Source organism: Blautia acetigignens, assembly GCF_025566865.1.
GTDB lineage: Bacteria > Bacillota > Clostridia > Lachnospirales > Lachnospiraceae > Blautia_A > Blautia_A acetigignens.
Genome location: NZ_JAOQJM010000001.1, coordinates 203,369 through 226,876, shown reverse-complemented (window position 1 = coordinate 226,876; position 23,508 = coordinate 203,369). Strand labels below are relative to the sequence as shown.

At 44.3% G+C, this 23,508-nt stretch carries 15 protein-coding genes; all 15 read left to right on the top strand.

The genetic code is table 11. The features are described from left to right. The first annotated feature begins 123 nt into the window (after nt 1–123). The 15 genes from lacZ (at nt 124) to OCV70_RS00945 (ending at nt 23,262) form a co-directional block, all read left to right on the top strand. Complete coding sequence (gene lacZ, locus OCV70_RS01015) at nt 124–3,255, top strand: beta-galactosidase, LacZ type (RefSeq protein WP_173767271.1); 3,132 nt, start codon at nt 124–126, stop codon at nt 3,253–3,255. A 13-nt stretch (nt 3,256–3,268) separates the two neighbouring features. Further along, nucleotides 3,269–5,293 carry a beta-galactosidase gene (locus OCV70_RS01010; RefSeq protein ID WP_173767273.1) on the top strand — a complete coding sequence of 675 codons (2,025 nt, stop codon included), beginning with the start codon at nt 3,269–3,271 and terminating at the stop codon, nt 5,291–5,293. Between the two features lie 150 nt (nt 5,294–5,443). Beyond that, entirely contained in the window at nt 5,444–6,427 is a 984-nt protein-coding gene (locus OCV70_RS01005) for an AraC family transcriptional regulator (RefSeq protein ID WP_117850671.1), read from the top strand. 121 nt (nt 6,428–6,548) lie between these two features. Then, entirely contained in the window at nt 6,549–7,853 is a 1,305-nt protein-coding gene (locus tag OCV70_RS01000; RefSeq protein ID WP_244096248.1) for a BMP family ABC transporter substrate-binding protein, read from the top strand. A 118-nt stretch (nt 7,854–7,971) separates the two neighbouring features. Then, nucleotides 7,972–9,504, top strand: coding sequence for an ABC transporter ATP-binding protein (locus tag OCV70_RS00995; protein WP_117850666.1), 1,533 nt, complete (start codon nt 7,972–7,974; stop codon nt 9,502–9,504). Next, nucleotides 9,505–10,602 (top strand): ABC transporter permease, encoded by a 1,098-nt coding sequence (locus OCV70_RS00990; RefSeq protein WP_021925726.1) that lies wholly within the window; start codon nt 9,505–9,507, stop codon nt 10,600–10,602. It begins immediately after the preceding gene. Beyond that, complete coding sequence (locus OCV70_RS00985; RefSeq protein WP_021925727.1) at nt 10,603–11,595, top strand: ABC transporter permease; 993 nt, start codon at nt 10,603–10,605, stop codon at nt 11,593–11,595. A 222-nt stretch (nt 11,596–11,817) separates the two neighbouring features. Then, nucleotides 11,818–13,116: a trigger factor gene (locus OCV70_RS00980; RefSeq protein ID WP_173767277.1), complete on the top strand. Its 1,299-nt coding sequence runs from the start codon at nt 11,818–11,820 to the stop codon at nt 13,114–13,116. Nucleotides 13,117–13,312: 196 nt separating this feature from the next. After that, nucleotides 13,313–14,992: a M3 family oligoendopeptidase gene (locus tag OCV70_RS00975; protein ID WP_173767279.1), complete on the top strand. Its 1,680-nt coding sequence runs from the start codon at nt 13,313–13,315 to the stop codon at nt 14,990–14,992. A gap of 75 nt (nt 14,993–15,067) precedes the next feature. Continuing rightward, nucleotides 15,068–15,640 carry a hypothetical protein gene (locus OCV70_RS00970; RefSeq protein ID WP_262579004.1) on the top strand — a complete coding sequence of 191 codons (573 nt, stop codon included), beginning with the start codon at nt 15,068–15,070 and terminating at the stop codon, nt 15,638–15,640. A gap of 166 nt (nt 15,641–15,806) precedes the next feature. Beyond that, on the top strand, nt 15,807–18,068 hold the full coding sequence (locus OCV70_RS00965) for an ABC transporter substrate-binding protein (protein WP_173767281.1): 2,262 nt from the start codon (nt 15,807–15,809) through the stop codon (nt 18,066–18,068). Between the two features lie 252 nt (nt 18,069–18,320). Continuing rightward, nucleotides 18,321–19,307 (top strand): ABC transporter permease, encoded by a 987-nt coding sequence (locus tag OCV70_RS00960; RefSeq protein ID WP_173767283.1) that lies wholly within the window; start codon nt 18,321–18,323, stop codon nt 19,305–19,307. A 10-nt stretch (nt 19,308–19,317) separates the two neighbouring features. Then, nucleotides 19,318–21,060, top strand: a complete 1,743-nt coding sequence (locus tag OCV70_RS00955) for an ABC transporter permease (protein WP_243176586.1) — start codon at nt 19,318–19,320, stop codon at nt 21,058–21,060. Between the two features lie 8 nt (nt 21,061–21,068). After that, nucleotides 21,069–22,265 carry an ABC transporter ATP-binding protein gene (locus OCV70_RS00950; protein WP_173767285.1) on the top strand — a complete coding sequence of 399 codons (1,197 nt, stop codon included), beginning with the start codon at nt 21,069–21,071 and terminating at the stop codon, nt 22,263–22,265. Continuing rightward, on the top strand, nt 22,258–23,262 hold the full coding sequence (locus tag OCV70_RS00945; RefSeq protein WP_173767287.1) for an ABC transporter ATP-binding protein: 1,005 nt from the start codon (nt 22,258–22,260) through the stop codon (nt 23,260–23,262). The genes OCV70_RS00950 and OCV70_RS00945 overlap by 8 nt, the downstream gene beginning before the upstream one ends. Nucleotides 23,263–23,508 lie beyond the last annotated feature (246 nt).

The window sequence follows — 23,508 nt, the reverse complement described above, 5'->3', positions numbered from 1 at the left end:
CCCTTTTGTTGAATAAGCGCAAATATTTATATATTTATCTTAATAAATTTCATGGAAATAAACTCTTATGTGAGTATAATAGGAACTTAGAAATTTTTATTGAAGAAACAGAAAGGATCGTATATGAAGGAATTTGATTATTCATTAGTAAAGAATCCGGAATATTTTAAGGACGGAAGAATGGATGCCCATTCCGACCACATCAGTTACGCCAATCCAGAGGAAGCTTCTCTGGAGGAGACTTCTTTTCGCCACAGCCTGAACGGCATCTGGAAATTCCATTATGCCCGCAACTATGAAAGTACAGTAAAGGGCTTTGAAAAGGAAGAGTATTCCTGCAGGGACTGGGATGATATCCGCGTACCTGCACACATTCAGATGGAAGGCTACGACGCTCCCCAGTATGCCAACGTGCAGTACCCATGGGAAGGCCATGAAGACATCCATCCTGGAGAAATCCCGGAGCATTTCAATCCAGTGGCAAGCTATGTGAAATATTTCGAAGTGCCGGAGCAGATGAAAGGAAAACGTCTTTTCATTTCCTTCCAGGGCGCAGAGAGCGGAATTGCCCTGTGGCTGAATGGAAAGTTTGTGGGATACAGCGAGGATTCTTTCACCCCGTCCGAATTTGAACTCACTGATTATGTGAAAGGTGGGGAAAACAAGCTGGCAGCCCAGGTGTTTAAGTGGACAGCAAGCAGCTGGTGCGAGGATCAGGATTTCTACCGTTTCTCTGGCATTTACAGAGAGGTTTATCTTTATACGGTGCCGGATGTACATGTGTATGATCTGCAGATTCGCGCGATTCCAGATGAGACATTAAAGAAGGCAGAATTTGAGATTAAAACAATTGCATGGGGAAAAGGAAGCGTACATATTGTTCTTTCAAAAGACGGACAGACGGTGCTGGAAGACAGTAAGAGTCTGGGAGCGGTGGCAGCAGAATCAGGCAGCAGGAATATGGATGCAGATGCAAAGAACAATGATGACGGCAAAGGTGCAGCTGCACAGGCTGATTCTTTGGACATTTTCACATGGACCGTAGAGAATCCCATTCTCTGGAGTGCAGAAGATCCCCAGCTTTACGATTTGGTTCTGGAAGTTTCCGATGAAAACGGTACTCTTCAGGAAGTCATCCCGCAGAAAATCGGTTTCCGCCGCTTCGAAATGAAAGACGGAATCATGACCTTAAACGGCAAGCGAATTGTATTCAAAGGCGTGAACCGCCATGAGTTCAGCTCCGTCACAGGAAGATGCGTATCTGAGGCAGAGCTTCGTAAGGATCTGACTACCATGAAGCAGAACAATATCAATGCCATCCGTACCTGCCATTACCCGGACGCATCTATGATCTACCGGCTTTGCGATGAGTTCGGCATTTACATGATCGACGAGACTAACCTGGAGAGCCATGGCTCCTGGGATGTGGCAGAATTTACTAAGGACTATACCTATGTAGTTCCTCACGACAAGCCGGAGTGGCAGGCTATGATGCTGGATCGTGCCAATTCCATGTACCAGAGAGACAAGAACCATGCGGCAATTCTCATCTGGTCCTGCGGAAATGAGTCCTTCGGCGGCAAGGACATTTTTGAAATGTCCCAGTTTTTCCGAAACACAGATCCTACCCGTCTGGTACATTACGAAGGGGTTTGCCATGACCGCAGATACAATGCCACCAGCGATATGGAAAGCCAGATGTATCCGTCCGTAGAGGCAATCAAGGACTTCCTTGCAAAGGATGATTCCAAGCCATTTATCTGCTGTGAATACACCCACGCAATGGGAAATTCCTGCGGAGCCATGCATAAATATACAGACCTTACCGACACCGAGCCGAAATACCAGGGTGGTTTCATCTGGGACTATATTGACCAGTCCATTTACAAAAAAGACCGTTACGGCAAAGAATTCCAGGCCTACGGCGGAGACTTCGGTGAGCGTCCTACTGACTATAATTTCAGCGGCAACGGAATTGCCTACGGCGGCAGCCGTGATGCGTCTCCGAAGATGCAGGAAGTGAAGTTTAATTACCAGAACATTACGGCACAGGTAACAGAAGAAACCGTGAAGGTTATCAACAAGAACCTGTTTGTAAATACCAATATCTTTGACTGCAAGGCAACGCTTCAGAAAGATGGAAAGGTTGTGCGTACAGCTGTCATGGAGACTGCAGTAGAGCCTTTAAGCCAGAAAGAATATGCCCTTCCATTTAAGAAAGAGGAAAAAGCAGGCGAGTATACCGTAACCGTATCCTTCCATCTGAAAGAGGATAAGCCATGGGCAAAGGCTGGTCACGAGGTAGCCTTCGGCCAGTACGTATACAAAGTAGAAGCACCTGTGAAGCCATGCACAGCACCTCTTCAGGTCATTCACAGCATCCACAACATCGGTGTCAGAGGTGCAGAGTTTGAAGTACTTTTCTCCGTACTCAACGGCGGACTGGTATCCTATAAATACGCAGGTAAAGAAATGATCGAGGCAATTCCGAAGCCTAACTTCTGGCGTGCGCCAACAGACAATGACTGTGGAAATCTGATGGCAATGCGCTACGCACAGTGGAAAATTGCCAGCATGTATGTAAACCACAAGGAATACAGAGGCGCAGCCTACGGACCGGGAAATGAACCCAAGGTGGAAGAGAAGGAACATTCTGTAAAAGTATCCTACACCTATTTCCTTCCTACAACCCCGGCGGCAGAGTGCACTCTTGCTTACGAGGTTTACGGAGACGGAAGAGTACGCACTACCCTTTCCTATGATCCTGTGAAGGAGCTTGGCGACATGCCGGAGTTCGGTGTGATCTTCAAGTTTAATGCAGATTATGACCATGTAAGCTGGTACGGACTTGGAGAGGCAGAGACCTACGCAGACCGCAAGAAAGGTGCTAAGCTTGGCATCTACAGCAACCTGGTAAAAGATAATATTGCAAGATATATGGTTCCCCAGGAGTGCGGCTCCAAGGAAGAGGTAAGATGGGCGAAGATCACAGACCGCAAGGGCAGGGGAATGCTCTTTGAGATGGATCAGGAAAACGGCCCGATGATGTTCTCAGCCCTTCCCTATACCCCGCATGAAATGGAAAATGCAATGCATCCTTACGAGCTTCCGGAAGTTCACTACACCGTAGTCCGTGTGGCAAAAGGCCAGATGGGAATCGGAGGAGATGACAGCTGGGGCGCACGTACTCATGAAGAATATCTGCTGGATGCAGGTAAGCCAATGGAATTCTCATTTGTATTTAAGGGGATCTGAGAGGGAGATGGCGATGGCAAAAAAAATAGAATACGGCCATTTTTTACATGGTGGTGATTACAATCCGGAACAGTGGCTGGATCGTCCGGATATTTTGCAGAAAGATATTGAATATTTCAAAGAAGCCCATATCAATACTGTGTCTGTAGGGATTTTTTCCTGGGCTGTGCTGGAACCGGAAGAGGGAAAATACAATCTGGACTGGCTGGAGCAGATCATTGATAATTTATACAAAGAGGGAATCTATACCATCCTTGCCACACCATCCGGTGCAAGGCCAAAGTGGATGGCAGACAAATACCCGGAAGTCCTTCGCATGGATCCGGACCGTACCAGAAGATTTTTTGGAGGCAGGCATAATCACTGCTACACCTCCCCTGTATACAGGGAGAAGGTTCATGCAATAGATAAGCTGCTTTCCCAGAGACTTGGCAGCCATCCAGGGGTGATCCTGTGGCATATTTCCAATGAATTCGGCGGAGAGTGCTACTGCCCGCTGTGTCAGCAGAAATTCCGGGAATGGCTGAAGGAGAAATACGGAACCATTGAGAAGCTGAATTCCAGTTGGTGCACCACTTTCTGGAGCCATACTTACAACAGCTTTGACCAGATTGAGGCGCCATCACCCAAAGGAGAGGATGCTTTGCATGCCCTGAATCTGGACTGGAAACGCTTTGTCACAGACCGCACCCTCGACTTTATCAAAGAAGAGATATCTGCAATCCGTGAAGGCGGTTCAGAGCTTCCGGTAACAGCCAATCTGATGTACGATTACAATGGACTGGATTATAAGAAATTCCGTGACGTTCTGGATGTTGTGTCCTGGGACAACTACCCGGGCTGGCACAAAAAAGAGGAATATCTTACTGCCATTGATGCAGGCATGCAGCATGACCTTATGCGCAGCATCAAGAAGCAGCCCTTCCTTCTTATGGAATCCTGCCCCTCCGCTACCAACTGGAAGCCTATCAATAAGCTGAAAAAGCCAGGCATGATGCTGGCAGCCTCTTTGCAGGCTGTGGCTCATGGATCTGACAGTGTGCTGTACTTCCAGCTGCATCAGAGCCAGGGTGCTTCTGAGAAATTCCATGGGGCTGTGATCGACCACTACGGCGGTGATGATACCCGTGTGTTTAAAGAAGTGACAGAAGTAGGCGAGGCACTTGTGAAGCTTCAGGAAGTATGCGGCAGCCAGATGAAGGCTCCGGCGGCTGTCCTTTACGACAGAGAGAACAACTGGGCAATACAGGATGTACAGGGTCCGAGAAACGAGAATATGTTTTATACAGAAGCAGTACAGAAGCAGTACCGTGCACTGCGGGAGCAGGGTCTGAATGTGGATGTGATTTCCATGGAGCACGACCTTTCTGATTACAAGATCGTGGCAGCGCCGATGGCTTATATGTTCCTGGATGGCTACGAGAAGCAGCTGCGTACATTTGCTGAAAACGGCGGAACGCTGGTGCTTACCTACTGGTCCGGACTTGTGGACGGCACAGATAAGTGTTTACTTGGGGGAACTCCTTACGGTCTGATGGAGGCAGTAGGCCTTCGCACAGAAGAAATTGACGCCCTTTATGACTGGGAAGAGAATTTCGGCATCCCGGAAAACGGCAATCACCTTGGAATAACAGGTACTTACACCTGCAAAAATCTGTGTGAGCTTGTGAAGGTTTCTGATGCCGAAGTGCTGATGCGCTACGGCAAAGATTTCTACGCAGGCAGACCAGTTCTGACACACAAGGCATATGGAAAGGGTCACGTATACTATGTATGCGCGGATATGGAGCAGGCCTTCTATGAAGACTTCTACGGACGCACTGTAAAAGAAGCGGGTGTACAGGCTCCTCTGGAATTCGTTCCAGCAGGCGTTTCCGTTACCCTGCGTGAAAATGAAGCATACCAGTATCTGTTTATCCAGAACTTTGCAAGAGAGCCAAAAGCAGTCCCGGTTCCGGCTGGTTATGAAGTGCTCTACGGAACAGAGAAGGAAGTTCTTGCGCCTCTGGAAACCAGAATACTGAAACGAAGCAAATAAAAAATGAAATAAGATGCAGGAGACCAATCCTCTCCTGAAAATAAGAAGCCAGTGCGAAAAGATTTTTTGACACTGGCTTCTTTTTGACTGTATAATGGGAAAAACGGACTTTTGCGTTGAACGTTTTAGAATACAGTCAGGAGGTACCCTGTGCAAAAAGAACTTTTGGAAAAGCTTAGGGAAATTACAGAAGAAGAGAAACGGATCCTGAACGGAGAGGCTGAAGTAGATAGAGACCTTTATACATCAGGAAAGGATTTTACTGTTGACAGCAGCAAGATGCTGGAGGAGGGAAAGCTGATCGCGGTGCGTACCCACACACGATTTATTCATTTTCCTCTCCATCGGCATAATTATGTGGAGGTTCTTTATGTCTGTGAGGGATCCCTTACCAATATTATAGATGGAAAACAGGTAATTGTGCGAAAAGGGGAACTTCTTTTTCTGAATCAGTTCACCCATCATGAAATCCTGGCAGCAAAAAGAAATGACATTGCGATTAATTTTATGATTCTTCCGGAATTTTTTGATGTGGCATATACGATGGCGGGCAACAACAATGTGCTGGCGAATTTTCTGGTGAATGTGCTCCGCCGAGATAACCAGCGAGGAGAATACCTTCATTTTAAGGTGTCAGAGGTGCTGCAGATCCAGAATCTTCTGGAGAATATGATTTATTCCCTTGTGACAGGCCGGGGAAACCAGAATCGGATCAATCAGACCACAATGGGGCTTATTTTCCTTTATCTTCTGGACTCTGTGCAGTGTGTGGAAATGCGTCTGCCAAATCAGTATGAGAATATGATTTCCATGACTACGCTGGATTATATTGAGCAGAAATACCGCACTGCTACCCTTACTGAGCTTTGCGAAATGCTTCACCTTCCTATGCATGTGCTTAGTAAAATGATCAAGAAAACTACGGGCTATAATTTTAAAGAGCTGCTGCAGAGAAAACGACTCAGCAAGGCGGTGGAACTGATGTGCGATACAGATCTTCCCATCAGTGATGTGATCGCAGCAGTTGGGTATGAGAATAACAGTTATTTTCACCGGGTGTTTAAAGAACGCTATCATGTAACGCCAAGAGCCTTTCGTCTGGAAAATAAAAAAAGCGACCAGGTGCGTTTATAAAAAAATCCAAAAAAATTTATAATTTGTTCAAAAAAATTTTTTAAATTAGTTGCAAAAGGTTGACATCTAATTAGAAAAAAAAAAAAATGAAAGCAAATAAAAATATCAAGGAGGAAGTAAAATGAACAAAATGTGTAAAAAAGTTGTCAGCCTTCTTCTTGCAGCAGTGATGGTACTCACAATGACTGCCTTCGCTTCTGTTGTTTATGCCGCTGACGAAGACAATGTAGAAGCTGACCCGAACTTCAAAATGGGCGTTATCCTTGTAGGTGATGAGACAGAAGGATATTCTGCAGCTCATATTGCAGGCGTTAAGGAAGCTGCTGCAGAGCTTGGACTTGATGACAGCCAGATCATCTGGAAATATAAAGTTCCGGAAGACTCCAGCTGTTATGACGCAGCAATTGACCTTGTTGGACAGGGATGCTCACTGGTAATCGGAAACAGCTACGGACATCAGACTTATCTGGTACAGGCTGCACAGGAGTATCCAGATGTAACCTTCGTTTCTATGACAGGTGATTTTGCAGCAATCAGCGGTCTTGAGAACTTCAAGAACGCATTCACAAACATTTATGAATCCCGTTATGTATCCGGTGTTGTAGCTGGTCTGAAGCTGAAAGAGATTATGGAAGATGGTACTCTTACAGCTGAAACTCAGCCAGACAGCTTTGACGCAGATGGCAATGTTAAGATTGGTTATGTTGGAGCTTTCAGCTATGCAGAGGTTGTTTCAGGCTACACTGCATTCTACCTTGGTGTTAAGAGCGTAGTTCCGAATGTTGTAATGGAAGTTAAGTACACAAACTCCTGGTTTGATATTGACAAAGAGGGTGCAGCAGCTGAGGCACTTATTGCAAACGGCAGTGTTATCATTGGACAGCATGCAGACTCCACAGGTGCTCCTGCAGCTACACAGAAGCTTCATGATGATGGAAAGATCTGCTACTCTGTAGGATACAACATTGATATGATCGCAACTGCTCCTACAGCAGCACTTACTTCTGCAACCAATAACTGGGCTGTATATTACAAACATGCTATTGCAACTGTAATGGGCGGCGGTGATCTTGAGCAGGATTGGTCTGCAGGATATAATGATGATGCAGTAGGTATTACAGAGCTTGGTGAGTCCTGCGCAGAAGGTACAGCAGATTATGTTGCTGACATTGAGAGCAAGCTTAAAGATGGTTCTCTTCAGGTATTTGATACTTCTACATTTACTGTTGGCGGCGAAGAGGTTACTTCTGCACCGGTTGATCTTTCCTTCATGGATTACACAACTGATCCTGCAACTGTTGTATACCAGGGCGAGACAGTTGAGGCAATTCAGGACGGACATTTTGCAGAGTCCACATTCAGAAGTGCTCCATACTTTACACTTCGTATTGACGGAATCACAGAGGATGCAGAGGCAGTTGAATAACTGACAGATCTTTTGTGAAATGCTGTTTCTGACAGCTAAGAATTAGATGAATCCAAAAGGGGAGCTGTAAAAATGGCTCCCCTTTTCTTAATGAAAAAGGGAAGGGAGGCACAACACTTTGGAATATGCAATTCAGTTAAAAAATGTTACCAAAACATTTGGAAAAGTTGTTGCCAACAAAAATGTAAGCCTTGATGTAAAAAAAGGCGAGATCCTCTCCCTCCTGGGAGAAAACGGAAGCGGTAAGACTACCCTTATGAATATGATCTCCGGTATCTATTTTCCGGATTCAGGGGAAATCCTTGTTGATGGGAAGAGAGTCGAGATCCGCTCACCAAAAGATGCTTATGATCTGGGAATCGGTATGATCCACCAGCATTTTAAGCTGATCGATGTATTCAGTGCCACAGAAAATATTGCTCTTGGACTTGACAAAAAACAGAAATTCGATCTGAAAGAGGTTCGGAAAAAAGCACAGGCTATTTGTGACAGATATCATTTTGACCTGGATCTGAACCAGAAGGTCTATGAGATGAGTGTGTCTCAGAAACAGACTCTGGAGATTGTAAAGGTACTTTACCGAGGCGCGAACATCCTGATTCTGGATGAGCCTACTGCAGTGCTTACACCTCAGGAAACAGAACGTCTCTTTGAAGTAATCCGTAATATGAAGGCAGATAACAAATCTGTTATTATCATCACACACAAGCTTCATGAAGTATTAGAGATTTCTGATCAGGTTGCAATTCTCAGAAAAGGCGAATATATAGGTACAGTAAACACCAGTGAAGCTACAGAGAATTCTCTGACAGAGATGATGGTAGGCAAAAAGGTAGAACTGAACATTGCCCGTTCCGCACCTGTGAATCCTGTGAAACGTCTGGAAATATCTCATCTGACTGTATATAATCGCGAGGAAATCAAGATACTGGATGACGTAAGCTTTGATGTTTACGGAGGAGAAGTCCTGGGAATCGCAGGTATTTCCGGAAATGGCCAGAAGGAGCTTCTGGAAGCCATTGCAGGACTTCAGATCACAGCGCAGGGAAGCAGCATTGAGTTCTATGAGCGCGGCAAAGAAGATCAGCCTATTCAGCTGGTTGGTAAAACACCAAAAAAGATCCGCGATGCAGGCGTTCACCTTGCATTTGTTCCGGAGGATCGTCTTGGCATGGGACTGGTAGGCTCTATGGGTATGACCGGAAATATGCTTCTTAAAAGCTATGGAAAAGGCTCATCCCCGATTACAGATATGCGTACTCCAAGAAAAATGGCAGAAAAGGTAAAAGAGGAGCTGGAGGTTGTAACTCCAAGCCTGAATACTCCTGTATCCCGTCTGTCCGGCGGAAATGTGCAGAAGGTTCTGGTGGGCCGTGAGATTGCAGAGGCACCTACTGTACTGATGACTGCATATGCGGTAAGAGGTCTTGATATCAATACCTCCTACACAATTTATAATCTTCTGGATGAAGAGAAAAAAGAAGGAGTTGCAGTTGTCTACGTTGGTGAAGATCTGGACGTTCTTATTGATTTGTGCGACCGTATTCTTGTGCTTTGCGGAGGTAAGGAGAACGGCATTCTGGATGCCAGAACTACTACCAAGGAAGAAGTGGGACTTCTTATGACAAATCTTCGGAAGGAGGGAAAATAAATGAGCGAAGTAAAAACAAAAGAGCCCTTGATCCGAATTATTAAGCGTGACAGAAGCAGCTTTGGCTATAAGGTATGGGTTCGGGCAGCTGCCATTATTCTGGCACTGGTCGTAGATGCTATTTTTATTTATAGTGTAACCGGATTAAATCCGCTGTCTGTATACGGAGTTATGTTAAACGGAACCTTTATGACAAGCATTCGTTTTTCCTGGGCAATGCGAGATCTGGTAACCCTGCTTTGCATTGGTATTGCCCTTGCGCCTGCGTTTAAAATGCGCTTCTGGAATATTGGTGCAGAAGGTCAGGTGCTTGTAGGCGGTCTTGCGACAGCTATGATTATGGTAAAATTCGGAGGAAGCCTTCCTACACCGGTGCTTTTTCTGGTAATGTTTCTTACAAGTGTGATCGCTGGCGGTCTTTGGGGATTTATTCCGGCAGTATTTAAAGCATATTGGAATACCAACGAGACTCTTTTCACCCTGATGATGAATTACGTTGCGACAAGTATTGTTGCATGTATGACGAACATTCTCAGAGGAAAGGCCTCCAGTCTTGGAAAACTGAACATGTCCACACAGGCCGGATGGTTTCCGCAGTTTATGGGTCAGAGATACAACATCAATATTCTTATTGTTGTAATTCTGATGTTTGTGATGTTTTTCTATCTGAAATATTCCAAACAGGGTTATGAGATCACAGTAGTAGGTGAATCCGAAAATACTGCAAGATATGCCGGAATCAACGTAAAATGGGTCACCATCCGTACTATGATCATTTCCGGTGCAATCTGCGGTCTGGTAGGATTCCTGATCGTAGCCGGAAGAGATCAGACAATTTCCACCACATCTGCCGGTGGAAACGGATTTACTGCTATTATTGTTGCATGGCTTGCAAAATTCAATACTTTTTATATGGCATTGATTTCATTTTTGCTGATCTTCCTTTCCAAGGGCGCATCAGAAATTGCTTCTGCATACAGTCTGAATGATTATGCAGCAAGTATTATCGAAGGAATTATCCTGTTCTTTATTCTGGGAAGTGAATTCTTTATTAATTACAAGATGATCTTCCGGGGTTCCAAAAAGGAGGTGCACTAAATGAGTAATCTGATTGCGTGGATCATCAGGGCAATTCCATTTGGAACCATCATTATGTTTGGCTCCATGGGAGAAATTACTACTGAGAAATCCGGAAACCTGAATCTTGGTGTTCCGGGAATTATGTACCTTGGCGGTTTTGCCGGCTTTGCCAGCTCTTATTTCTATGAGAAAAATGCTGCAGACCCAAAAGGATGGATATGTGTGCTTCTGGCACTTACAGCAGCAATTGCGGCATCTATGCTCGGTGGGCTGATCTTCAGCTTCCTGACCATTACCTTACGTGCAAACCAGAACGTAACCGGTCTTGCTCTTACAACCTTTGGTATGGGTGTTGCCAACTTTTTCGGTGTATTTATTTTAAATGGTGCAAGCTATACAGCGGCACCTCTTGCCTATGCATCTTTTTCAAAGAAGATTCCGTTCCTGTCAACGAAGCTTGGAATTATCAGTAAAACGGTATTTCCTTATGGCTTTCTGGTGTATGCGGCAATTATTATTGCCATTGTACTTCACTATATACTGAACAAAACAAGAGTAGGTCTGAATCTTCGTGCAGTAGGAGAAAATCCGGGAACAGCAGATGCAGCAGGTATTAATGTTACAAAGTATAAATATCTGGCAACCTGTATTGGTGCAGGTCTTTCCGGTATTGGCGGCCTGTATTATGTACTGGATTACAACCAGGGAATCTGGGCAACTACAGGACAGATTGAAGCTCTTGGCTGGCTGGCTGTTGCGCTTGTAATTTTCACTACTTGGAAGCCGCTGAATGCAATCTGGGGTGCTTACCTGTTTGGAATGCTCTACTGGCTGTATCAGTTCCTTCCGAGTATTCTTGGAATTAAGGTGGCAAGCTATATTACCGATCTGATCCAGATGGTTCCGTATGTGGTTACTATCGTGGTTCTGATCGTGGTAAGCTTCCGCAAGAAAAAAGAAAATCAGCCTCCGGAAAGTCTGGGACTTTCCTACTTCCGAGAGGAAAGATAAGAGATTTTTGGAAATCCTCTGTGCAGATGTTTCTGGCATCTGCATGGGGGATTCTTTTATGTACAAACCCATGGAATTATGTGTGGCAGGAAGGCGAAAGTCAGGAGTTAACAGTTTGTGAAAAAAAGGTGTCCTCGTTCAAAAATGTTTACAAAATATTGCAAAAATGTTATATTATCTTTAACTGACACAGGCAAATGAGATCAGAAAGGAATATAAATTATGAAGAAAAGATATGTTCTTGCTGCCCTGGCAGCAATGGTAGTACTGGCAGGATGCGGGGGGAAAGCTTCCACAGACAATACAGATACACAGAACACACAGGATGCCCAGGACGATTCTGCAGCAGCATCTATGGATGACGATGAGCTGTCTGAGCTGGACCCGGAATTTTCCCAGGATCTGGAGAGCAATGAGGAAATCGATGCCGTGGATGATACAGAAGAGACAGCACTGGATCCCATCACTCCATCTGATTATCTTGTGAAAAATGCTTCCGATTACGTTACCATTGGTGATTACAGCGATGTGGAAGTGACCAAGTACACCTATGAGATCACAGATGACATGGTGCAGGAGGAAATTCAGGAAGAACTGGAGAGCTACAGCGAGGAAGAGTCTACAAATGCACCTTCTGAGGATGGCAATATTGTATATATGAATTTAACTGCTACAGTTGACGGCGAGGCCGGGGATGAGGAAGAAACCTTTATCATTCTCGGACAGGAAGAATACGGCGCTGAGTTTGATGAGAAGCTGACAGGCGTTTCTGCTGGGGATCAGCTTGATTTTTCCGTCACATACGGGGATGATACCTGGCAGGAGGACTGGCAGGGCAAAACCGTGGACTTCAAAGTAGAAGTAACGGATGTCACCAAATCCAACACGCCAGAGTACAACGACGATTACGTAAAGAACAACACAGACTACGACACCAAGGCAGACTACGAAGCAGCCGTAAAGGAAAACCTGCAGCAGAGCTATGACGAGCAGAGCACCTATGATGCGGAAGAGGAGCTGATCACGGCCTGCGTGGCAAAAACAGAGTTTACAGGCGAGTATCCGGATGCCCTGTTTGAATCCTGCAAGGAGGAAGTGCTTTCCGGCTACACCATGTTCATGGAAGATGGGGAGGAAGTAAGCGACGTTCTGGAAATGTTCGGCGTTTCCGAGTCCGATATTGAAGAAGAAGCCAAAAATCTTGTAAACCGCAGGCTGTTTATTGCTGCATATGTACAGGCAAATAATGTAGAGGTTACGGAAGAGGAATATGTAGATTATGTAAAAGAATACGCTGCATACTATGGTGAAACTGCAGCAGATTTTGAAGCCTTATATAAAAGAGAGACCATTGTGAATGCCCTTTATGAAAGCAAGGTTACCGGACTTCTCATGGAGCAGGCAAAGGTAACAGAGGTTCCATATACAGCAGATACCTATGGAGATGAAGAGTCTGATGATGCCGAAAATATTGATGATATGGAAATGGTAGAAGAGGGTGAAGAGGGAATCGGCGAGTAACAGTTGTATATTTTAACCTTTTTTAATAATTTTTAGTCTTTTAATTTTGTGATATATATGATATAGTAATTGATACGCGACAATGGACGGACAGCAATCTGGAGATGTGATTCAGAGAGTTTGTCCGCCCATTTATTGTATGGACAAAGTAGATTTGCCCAATTATTACTTTATCGTGTGAAAAAGGAGGAACGAGATGAAGTTTTCAGAAATGCCTTACAGCCGCGTTGATTTTCCGGCAGTAATCGCTCAGGGAAAGGAAATCATCCAGAAAGCTTCCCAGGCAAAGAGCGGGGAAGAGCAGTTTGAACTCCATCAGGAATTTAATAAGCTGATGGATCACGTAAAAACTCTTTACACAATTGCACATATCCGCAGGGATGGAGATGTGACAGATGAATTTTATGATGGTGAGAAGAGTTACTATGATGAGAAGCTTCCGGAGCTGAACGCAGTGACAAATGAGTATACGAAGGTGCTTTTTGCCACACCATACCGTCAGTATATGGAAGAGAAGATCGGACCGGTAGCCTTTAAGTCCATGGAGCTGGAAATGAAAAGCTTTAATGAGAGCCTGATCCCGCTGATGCAGGAGGAGAATGCACTGGCTTCCCGCTACAGTAAGCTGATCGCTTCCGCGAAGATCATGTGGGAAGGTGAGGAACTGAACCTTTCCCTTATGCGCAAATATATGCGTTCATCTGACCGTGACACACGTAAGAAGGCATGGGATGCTTTCTCTGAATTCTTCGAGAAGAATCAGCCGGAGATTGACGAAATCTATGACCTTATGGTGAAGAACCGTACCAAACAGGCACAGATGCTTGGATTTGAGAATTATATTGATATGGGCTATTGCCGTATGAACCGTAATTCTTACACCAAAGAGGACATTCAGAAGCTTCGTGATCAGATTAAGACCGTGTTTGTACCTCTTGCAGCGAAGATGCATAAGAATCGCCAGGCGCGTCTTGGAGTAGAGGCTCTTCGTTACTATGATATGGGGGTATATTTCCCACAGGGAGATCCGGCACCTACAGGAACACCGGAGGAAATTCTTGAAAGCGGACGTAAAATGTATTCTGAGATGTCCGATGAGACAAGAGATTTCTTTAATATGATGATGGAGAATGAGCTGTTTGATGTTTTCGGCCGCAAAAATAAGGCTACAGGCGGATATATGACAGAACTTCCGGATTATGGTGTACCGTTTATTTTTGCTAATTTTAACGGAACCAGCGGAGATGTGGATGTTATCACACATGAATGTGGACATGCATTCCAGAATTATGTTTCCTGTAAGGATCCGATTACTGACCATTCACGTTATCTGACCATGGAGACCGCAGAAATCCACTCTATGTCCATGGAATTTTTTGCAGAGCCATGGATCGAACTGTTCTTTGGTGAAAGAGGGGATGACTACCGCAAGATGCATCTGGAGGATGCCATCGACTTTATTCCTTACGGAACAATGGTAGATGAATTCCAGCATATTGTATACGGCAATCCGGAGCTTACCCCCAAGGAGCGTCGCGACGCATGGAACAAGCTGGAGGAAGAGTACCGTCCGTACCTGGATGGCACAGGCTGCAAGTTCCTGGAGGATGGCGCATACTGGCAGAGACAGCATCACATCTTTGAGATGCCGTTCTATTATATTGATTATGTGCTTGCACAGCTTTGTGCATTCCAGTTTAAGATTCGTATGGAGAAAGACCAGGCTGATACATGGGCTGCATATATGAAGCTTTGTGAGCTTTCTGCAAGTGATTTTTATCCGTCCATGCTGAAGCAGGTCGGACTTACTGTTCCTTTTGAAGAGGGTTGTATCCAGAAAATCGTAACTGAGCTTGATAAGAAGCTGGTACAGTGAATATAGCAGATGCTTAATTTTCGCTGCACCAAATTGAGATTTTCTGAGAAACCAGAAGAAATGTGAGGCGTATTTGTGAAGAAATATGGGAATGATTACCGTCAGAACGGGAAACAATTTGAATATACCGGGAAATGGCACAGCACCAAAGCAGAGGCTAAGGAACTGAAGCAATATGCATGGAGCTATACAGGTCTGATGATTGCGGCTATGATTGTATATGTGGCAGGACTTATGATAAATAATGCAGGAAGCCGTGTTTTCTGGGTGCTGATTCCTTTCGTGACGATGATTTTTCCCATTTCCTATGGAATCATGGGAGGGGTGTCCCTTCTCCTCTTTTGCAGAAATCAGGAGGGGAAAGGGCAGACATCCCAGGTGGTGATTCCGGAGGAACATGTGGGCCATATGACCCGTGCACAATACGAAAAAGGAATACGCCGTCCGGTAAGATGCAGCATCGCAATTGTCGGATTTGCATTTTTTACATGTGTGGCAGACTTGATTCTGATACTTTTGAAGCCCACAGATCTTGTGTTAACCAGGGAGCTATTATTCGAGGTGGTTAGTGCTATAACTTTAACACTGGGAAGTGTTGCTACTGTACAAAGTTGTCGAACTAAAGCGAAATTCACAATTTTTGAATAAGAATTTTTCGGTTTTTGACAAAAATGGACAAAATTCCAGTCATTAACTATTGCGTAAGCAGTAAAACATGATAAAATAGAAGAGCGCAGAACAACACCAGAGGGGTTGTAGCAGTGGCTGTCCTTAATGGATAGTTACAATAAAATTTATCAAAGGAGGATAAGATATGAGCAAGAAGAAGTTAATGGCCCTGTTATTAACAGGTGTCATGGCAGCATCAACAGTGAGCGTACCTGTTTTTGCTGAAGAGGCTGAGGGAGGTTCTTCCGATACACCACTTGTTATTGGACAGACTAACTTCTCCGAGAAATTCAGCGGATTATTCCACGAGGCAGTTCCGGATCAGCAGATCGCAGAGAATGTAGGTGAGTATCTGTTCGGAAGTGACCGTACAGGTGCCATTATTTATAATGGTATCGAAGGCGAGACACGTGAGTATAACGGAACGGATTATACTTACACAGGACTTTCCGATGTAACTGTTACAGAGGGCGAGGATGAGACTGTATACAATTTCAAACTTCGTGAGGATGTAACATTTTCTGACGGTGAGCCTCTTACCGCAGATGACCTGATTTTCACATATTATGTACTTTCTGATACAGATTATGATGGAAATGCAACATTCTATTCCACCAATATCAAAGGTATGAAAAATTACCGTCTGAATTCCACAGCAGCAGATTCCATCACAGATGAAGATGTTGCGAATACACTTGCAGATATGCCAGATGAAGTTGCTGCAAGAGTGAAAGATGAGCTGATGGTTCCGCTTCTTACATCTGAGTATGAGTGGGCTCAGACTGCATGGGAAGATTATGCAGATGATTACGGCGTTGCAAACGGAGATGAGTTCTTCGCAATGCTTTACGCAAAAGATGAGAACTATTCTGTAGATGGCAAGGATCAGGATACTATCATTAATGAAATCGCAGATCAGTATGGCAAGGATTATCTTGCACTTGCAGCTGCATATGGCGATGAAGCATTCTTCGATGAAGATGCAGCAACAATCGCTTCCGAGTACCTGGTAGAGCAGAAAACTGCTGCAGGTGAGGGTGAGGAAGTTGCTAATATCGAAGGTATTAAGAAGCTTGGTGATTACGAGGTTGAGGTTACCACAGATGGTTTCGAGGCAACTACAATTTATCAGCTTGGTGTAATCGTTGAGCCAATGCACTATTATGGAGATGCATCTCTCTATGATTATGATAACAACCAGTTCGGTTTCACAAGAGGAGACCTCTCTGCTGTACGTGATAAATCCAACCAGCCACTTGGCGCAGGTCCGTACAAATTTGTGAAATATGAGAACAAGACTGTATACATGGAAGCAAACGAGAACTACTACAAGGGTGCTCCTAAGACTAAGTACCTCCAGTGGCGTGAGACTTCCGATGCAGATAAGATTGCCGGTGTTGAGCAGGGTACAATCGACCTTTCCGATCCATCCGGAAGCAAATCTGCATTTGATCAGATTAAGAGCATCAACGGAAATGATGAACTCAGCGGTGATAAGATCATCGTTAACGCAACAGACAACCTTGGATATGGATACATTGGTCTTAACGCAAACACAATCAATGTTGGCGGAGAGCCAGGATCTGATGCTTCCAAGAATTTAAGAAAAGCACTTACAACTGTACTTGCTGTATATCGTGATGTAGCAATTGACTCTTACTATGGAGATGCTGCTTCCGTAATCAACTATCCGATCTCCAATACATCCTGGGCAGCTCCTCAGAAATCTGATGCAGATTATCAGGTGGCTTACTCTGTAGATGTTGATGGAAATCCGCTTTACACAGATGATATGACAGATGATGAGAAGTTTGCAGCAGCAACACAGGCAGCTCTTGGCTTCTTCGAGGCAGCCGGATACACTGTAGAAAACGGCAAAGTAACAGCAGCTCCGGAAGGTGCAAAGATGAGCTATGAGATCATCATCGGTGCTGATGGAAGTGGAGATCACCCAAGCTTTGCAATTCTTACAGATGCAAAGGCAGCTCTTGAGTCCATCGGATTTACACTTGACATCAACGATGTTACAGACTCCAATATTATGTGGGATGCTTTAAATGCAGGTACTGCAGAAATGTGGGCAGCTGCATGGCAGGCAACAGTGGATCCTGATATGTATCAGGTTTACCACAGCGCAAGTGTAAAGAGCAATTACTACCACATTAATGATGAAACACTGGATCAAGATATTATTGATGCCCGTTCTACAGCTGATCAGGAATACAGAAAATCTGTTTACAAACAGTGCCTGGATATTATTCTTGACTGGGCAGTTGAGATTCCGATCTATCAGAGACAGAACTGCGTTATTTACAGCCCTGAGCGTATCAATGCAGATACCTTTACAAAAGACGTTACCACATTCTATTCATGGTATAACGATATCACTAATATCGAAATGAACTAAAGGTATAAAAGAAAAATGACCTGTTAGCGCAGTGGGTCCACCTTGATAAGGGGACCCACTGCCTTACTGGCAGTATGCCTTGGGTTACGGTAGAATCCGTGCCCGGTAAAAGAGAAGGCCGTTGATATGTGGCCAGGCGACTGCACAGTATACCGGCTGTAATCGGCAGACGGACAGAACCGGCAGGACACACTGCCAGTAAGAACGAAAAGTCAGATTTCTTGCCTGATACTGGAAAGGACAAATTTAAGAATGAAGAAGTTTATTGTACGTCGTGTACTTTTGGGAGCGATGATCCTATTCTTCGTTTCCATGATTATCTATTCAATTGAGAGAGCCCTTCCTACTTCTTATGTAGAAGGAAGAGCCCGTGACATGTCAATGAAACAGGGTGCTAAGCCCTATGATGAGCTGGTTGCTGAGCTGAATGCTTCGTATGGTCTGGATAAGCCGGTCCTGGAAGGATATTTTGTATGGCTCGGAAAAGCTATTCATGGTGAGTTTGGAGAATCCTGGATTTTCCATCAGCCTGTAACAAAGAAATTTTCCAGCGTTATCTGGTATTCCTTTGCGCTGGCATTGGCCGCATTCCTGTTGGAAATAATTATTGCCATACCTTTGGGTATTATATCGGCAACGAAACAGTATAGCAGGGTCGATTATGCAGTTACCGTTTTTGCACTGATTGGTATTTCCCTGCCTTCCTTTTTCTTTGCCACTATTCTGAAATGGATTTTCTCTATTAATTTAAAATGGGTTGACCTGTATGGTATTGTAAGCCGTATGCATGAGTCCTACGGAAGTGTAGGTAAGGTGCTTGATATGGCACAGCACATGATTCTTCCTGTCATTACGCTGACCATCGTAAGTGTTGGTTCCCTTATGCGTTATACAAGAACTAATATGCTGGAGGTTCTGAATGCAGACTATATCCGCACTGCCAGAGCGAAAGGTGTTTCAGAGAAAAAAGTAGTTTCCCATCATGCTTTCCGTAATACGCTGATCCCGATCATCACTATTCTCGGAAGTACACTTCCCAATCTGTTTGGTGGAGCGATGATCACAGAGACTCTGTTCCAGATTCCGGGAATCGGATATACATCCTATCAGGCACTGACTCAGGGAGATATTCCGTTTACCATGTTCTATATGGTATTCCTGGCGTTTCTGACATTAACCGGCAATCTGATCGCAGATATTCTCTATGCTGTGGCAGATCCAAGGGTACGAGTAAATTAGGAGGAAAAACATGAGTACAGATTCAACAAAGAAAAAAGACAATCATGTCAGTACCTCCAAGGCACTGGATGATGAGCAGCGTGTAAAAATCCTTTCCCCTGGAATGCTTGTTGCGAAAAGATTCTTCCGCAATAAGCTGGCAGTGGCAGGACTTGTAATTCTGGTAACAATGTTTATATTTTCGTTTATAGGCGGTATGGTAAGTCCCTACGGCGAGAGCCAGGTCTTCCGTAAAACAGACCATGTATGGAAGGATTATGCAGGAGCTACCTATAATAAATCTTATATTTTTGAAACAGCAAATGGTGATGAATTTCCTGCACAGGGACAGCAGAAATTTATTCTTGCCACAAACAAGGGAAATGATTCCTTTGAGGCAAATGATGTAACCTATGGACTGGAGCAGAAGGGTGAAGATTATTGGGCAATTTATTCTTCAGAATCAGTAGCAACAGTTCTTACCCTGAAAGGTAAATCTACCTATAAGCAGGTTGGAAACACAGAAGTAACAGACGAAATCAAAGAGGGCTATGAAGAGGCCGTCGCAAATGATGAGAATACATTTGAAGTAGATGGCATTACTTATACCATTGAGAAAGCGGGACGTGAGAACCAGATTACTATTTCCGGTGAGGTTGCATTTGCAACTAAGAAGGTATTTAGCGCAGCAGCAAAGGATGCAGATCTTGGCTTCCAGTTCAAGCAGGCAGTGCTTGATGCAATTGAAGCCGGAGAGACTTCATTTGAATATGATGGCACTAAATATGAGCTGAATACAACAGAGGAAGAGACATCCACAGAGGTTGTAAAGGATGGAGAAGTCTACGCTACTATTTCCAATCTTCTGGTATCTCCTCAGGCAAACGGTGTATTCCTTTCTCTTTCCTTTAAAGAGGCGGTTGAGCAGGCAATTGCTGATAAAGCCACTACCTTTACGGCTATTAATGAGGCTGGTGAAGAAGAAACCTATCAGCTTCAGACTAAGAATACACAGTATGTTGTAAGAAGCCAGAAAGCGACTACTGTAAATGATACCTATTCTGCTCCGAGCAAAAAGCACTGGGCAGGAACTGATGGAAATGGTATGGATATGTTGACCAGGCTGATGTATGGCGGACGTATTTCCCTTATGATCGGATTCGTTGTTATCATTATTGAGGGTATTATCGGTATTCTTATCGGTGGTATTTCCGGTTATTTCGGAGGATGGGTAGACACCATTCTTATGCGTGTGGTTGACGTTGTAATCTGTATTCCGGCGATGCCGCTGTACATTATCATTGGTTCCGTTATGGATTATTACAAGATTGATCCGCGAATTCGAATTTATGCACTTTGTGCGATCCTTGGTATTGTAGGATGGCCTGGAATTGCACGAATGGTTCGAGGACAGATTCTGTCTCTTCGTGAGCAGGAATTTATGGTTGCAACAGAAGCTACCGGTGTTCGTATTTCAAGACGTATTTTCCGTCACCTGATTCCGAACGTTATTCCGCAGCTGATCGTTATTGCAACAATGGGACTTGGTGATGTTATCCTGATGGAGGCAACTCTTAGCTTCCTTGGAATCGGTGTTAAATTCCCATACGCTTCCTGGGGTAATATTGTAAATGCGGTAAATGATGTATACGTATTGACCAACTTCTGGTTCGTATGGATCCCGGCCGGATTCTTAATCCTGCTGACCGTTCTTGGCTTTAACTTTGTGGGTGATGGTCTTCGTGACGCATTCGACCCGAAAATGAAACGGTAGGTGCGAATATGGCATTATTTGGTAAGAAAAACGCAAACTATATCTCAGCTAAGGAAACCAAAAGAATTTCCAAAGAGAATCGAAAAATCACCAGTGAGATAGAGAAGAAGAGAAACAGAAAGAATATTCCGGAGTCAGAATATATTACTACTATGAAGAACCCGGAAAACGTAGTTGAGTTTGACAATGTTCATACTTATTTCTTTACAGATATCGGAACTGTTAAAGCTGTTGACGGTGTAAGTTTTGAAATTCCACAGGGAAAAACAGTTGGTGTCGTTGGAGAATCCGGCTGCGGAAAATCTGTAACAAGCCTTTCTCTGATGCAGCTGGTACAACGTCCTCAGGGACAGACTGTAGAAGGAGAAATCCGTTTTAATACAGGCGATAAGGCTTATAATATTGTAAATACTCCTACAAGTGTGATGCAGAAGCTTCGTGGAAATGAGCTTTCCATGATTTTCCAGGAGCCTATGACTGCACTGAATCCGGTATTCCGTATTGGTGAGCAGGTAGATGAGATTACCAAGCTTCACAATCCGGATATGAGTAAGGAACAGATAAAAGCAAGAACCATTGAAATGCTGGAGCTGGTTGGAATTGCCAACAGTGAGGGCGTTTATAAGATGTATCCCCATGAACTTTCCGGTGGTATGCGTCAGCGTGTATGCATCGCAATCGGTCTTGCATGTAATCCAAGACTGATCATTGCAGATGAGCCAACTACAGCTCTTGATGTTACTATTCAGGCTCAGATTCTGGATTTGATGCGTAATCTGAAAGATAAGATCAATTCTTCCATTATGCTGATTACTCACGACCTTGGTGTTATCGCAGAAATGGCAGACTATGTAGTTGTTATGTATGCCGGCCGTGTGGTTGAGAAAGGTACAGCAAGTGAGATTTTCAATCATCCGTCTCATCCATATACCATTGGACTTATGCGTTCCAAACCGGTTGTTGGTAAGAAGGTTGACAAGCTTTACAGTATTCCGGGTAAGGTTCCGAATCCAATTGACATGCCGGATTACTGTTACTTCCGCGACCGCTGCGAGCTTAGCTGTGATAAATGCCAGGGAAGCTATCCAGGGGTTGTGAAGTTAAGTCCGACACATGAAGTAAGCTGTTATCGTTATGCTGACCGTCCAGAAGCAGGATGGCTGGCAACTGTTCATCCGGGAGAGGGGGGAAATGCTCATGAGTGAGAATAAGACAGCAGAGAATAAAAATAAGCAGTCCGATAACATTCTGGAGGTATCCCATCTTAAGAAATATTTCCCGATCAAGGGTGGAATGTTCGGTAAGCAGGTTGGTGCCGTAAAGGCAGTTGATGATGTTTCCTTTACTTTAAAACGAGGAACAACAATGGGTCTTGTAGGAGAGTCCGGATGTGGTAAATCCACAACAGGACGTACCATCTTAAGACTGATTGAAAAGACAGACGGACAGGTACTTTTCAATGGAAAGGATGTATATGGTCTTTCCCGCAAGGAAATGCGTGATATGCGTACTAAGATGCAGATCATTTTCCAGGATCCTTATTCTTCCCTTTCTCCAAGACTTCCGGTTGGTGAGATTATTGGAGAGGCAGTAAGAGAGCACAATCTGGTACCGAAGTCTGAGTATGCAGATTATGTAACTAAGATTATGGATGACTGTGGTCTTCAGTCCTATCATAAGGATCGTTATCCTCATGAGTTTTCAGGTGGACAGAGACAGCGTATCTGTATTGCGAGAGCGCTTGCATTGAATCCGGAGTTTGTTGTGTGTGATGAGCCTGTTTCTGCACTTGACGTTTCTGTACAGGCACAGATCATCAACCTGTTAAAGGAGCTTCAGGAGAAGAGAAATCTGACTTATCTGTTCATTTCTCATGACCTTTCCGTTGTAGAGCATATTTCCGATACCATCGGTGTTATGTACTTAGGAGGTCTTGTGGAGACTGGTACTACAGCAGATATTTTTGCAAATCCTCTTCATCCGTATACAGAGGCTTTGTTCTCTGCAATTCCAATGCCAGATCCGGATCTGAAGAGAAACCGTATCATTCTGGAGGGTAATATTCCTTCTCCGGCTAATCCGCCTAAGGGATGTAAGTTCCATACCAGATGCCGTAAATGCATGGAAATCTGTAAGACACAGGTACCCGAGGTGAAAGATATGGGTAATGGGCATAAGGTGCGCTGTCACTTATACGATTAAATATAACACAGGCTGGGGATTCTCCTGGCCTGTAATTAATTTAAGCGGGATTTAGTGAGGCAATCGTTTACAGGACGTGAGTTTGCAATGTATATTCATCGCAGGTCGTCGCAACACTCCAACGAGCTAACTGCCAACTGCGACTAAACATCTCAGGAGAGCCTTCGATGTTAAGTCTTCGTAGGCAGTGGATCTCGTTTCCGTTAAAAGCGCTCCTGAAATGACCTGCTTAGGAGTAACAGGTGT

What these genes read in the sequence shown, in the direction of transcription:
- OCV70_RS00960 (WP_173767283.1), top strand. Translation starts at nt 18,321, where the DNA reads ATGAAGAAGTTTATTGTACGTCGTGTACTTTTGGGAGCGATGATCCTA.
- OCV70_RS00950 (WP_173767285.1), top strand. Translation starts at nt 21,069, where the DNA reads ATGGCATTATTTGGTAAGAAAAACGCAAACTATATCTCAGCTAAGGAA.
- OCV70_RS00990 (WP_021925726.1), top strand. Translation starts at nt 9,505, where the DNA reads ATGAGCGAAGTAAAAACAAAAGAGCCCTTGATCCGAATTATTAAGCGT.
- OCV70_RS00980 (WP_173767277.1), top strand. Translation starts at nt 11,818, where the DNA reads ATGAAGAAAAGATATGTTCTTGCTGCCCTGGCAGCAATGGTAGTACTG.
- lacZ (WP_173767271.1), top strand. Translation starts at nt 124, where the DNA reads ATGAAGGAATTTGATTATTCATTAGTAAAGAATCCGGAATATTTTAAG.
- OCV70_RS01010 (WP_173767273.1), top strand. Translation starts at nt 3,269, where the DNA reads ATGGCAAAAAAAATAGAATACGGCCATTTTTTACATGGTGGTGATTAC.
- OCV70_RS01000 (WP_244096248.1), top strand. Translation starts at nt 6,549, where the DNA reads ATGAACAAAATGTGTAAAAAAGTTGTCAGCCTTCTTCTTGCAGCAGTG.
- OCV70_RS00975 (WP_173767279.1), top strand. Translation starts at nt 13,313, where the DNA reads ATGAAGTTTTCAGAAATGCCTTACAGCCGCGTTGATTTTCCGGCAGTA.
- OCV70_RS00955 (WP_243176586.1), top strand. Translation starts at nt 19,318, where the DNA reads ATGAGTACAGATTCAACAAAGAAAAAAGACAATCATGTCAGTACCTCC.
- OCV70_RS00985 (WP_021925727.1), top strand. Translation starts at nt 10,603, where the DNA reads ATGAGTAATCTGATTGCGTGGATCATCAGGGCAATTCCATTTGGAACC.
- OCV70_RS00945 (WP_173767287.1), top strand. Translation starts at nt 22,258, where the DNA reads ATGAGTGAGAATAAGACAGCAGAGAATAAAAATAAGCAGTCCGATAAC.
- OCV70_RS00965 (WP_173767281.1), top strand. Translation starts at nt 15,807, where the DNA reads ATGAGCAAGAAGAAGTTAATGGCCCTGTTATTAACAGGTGTCATGGCA.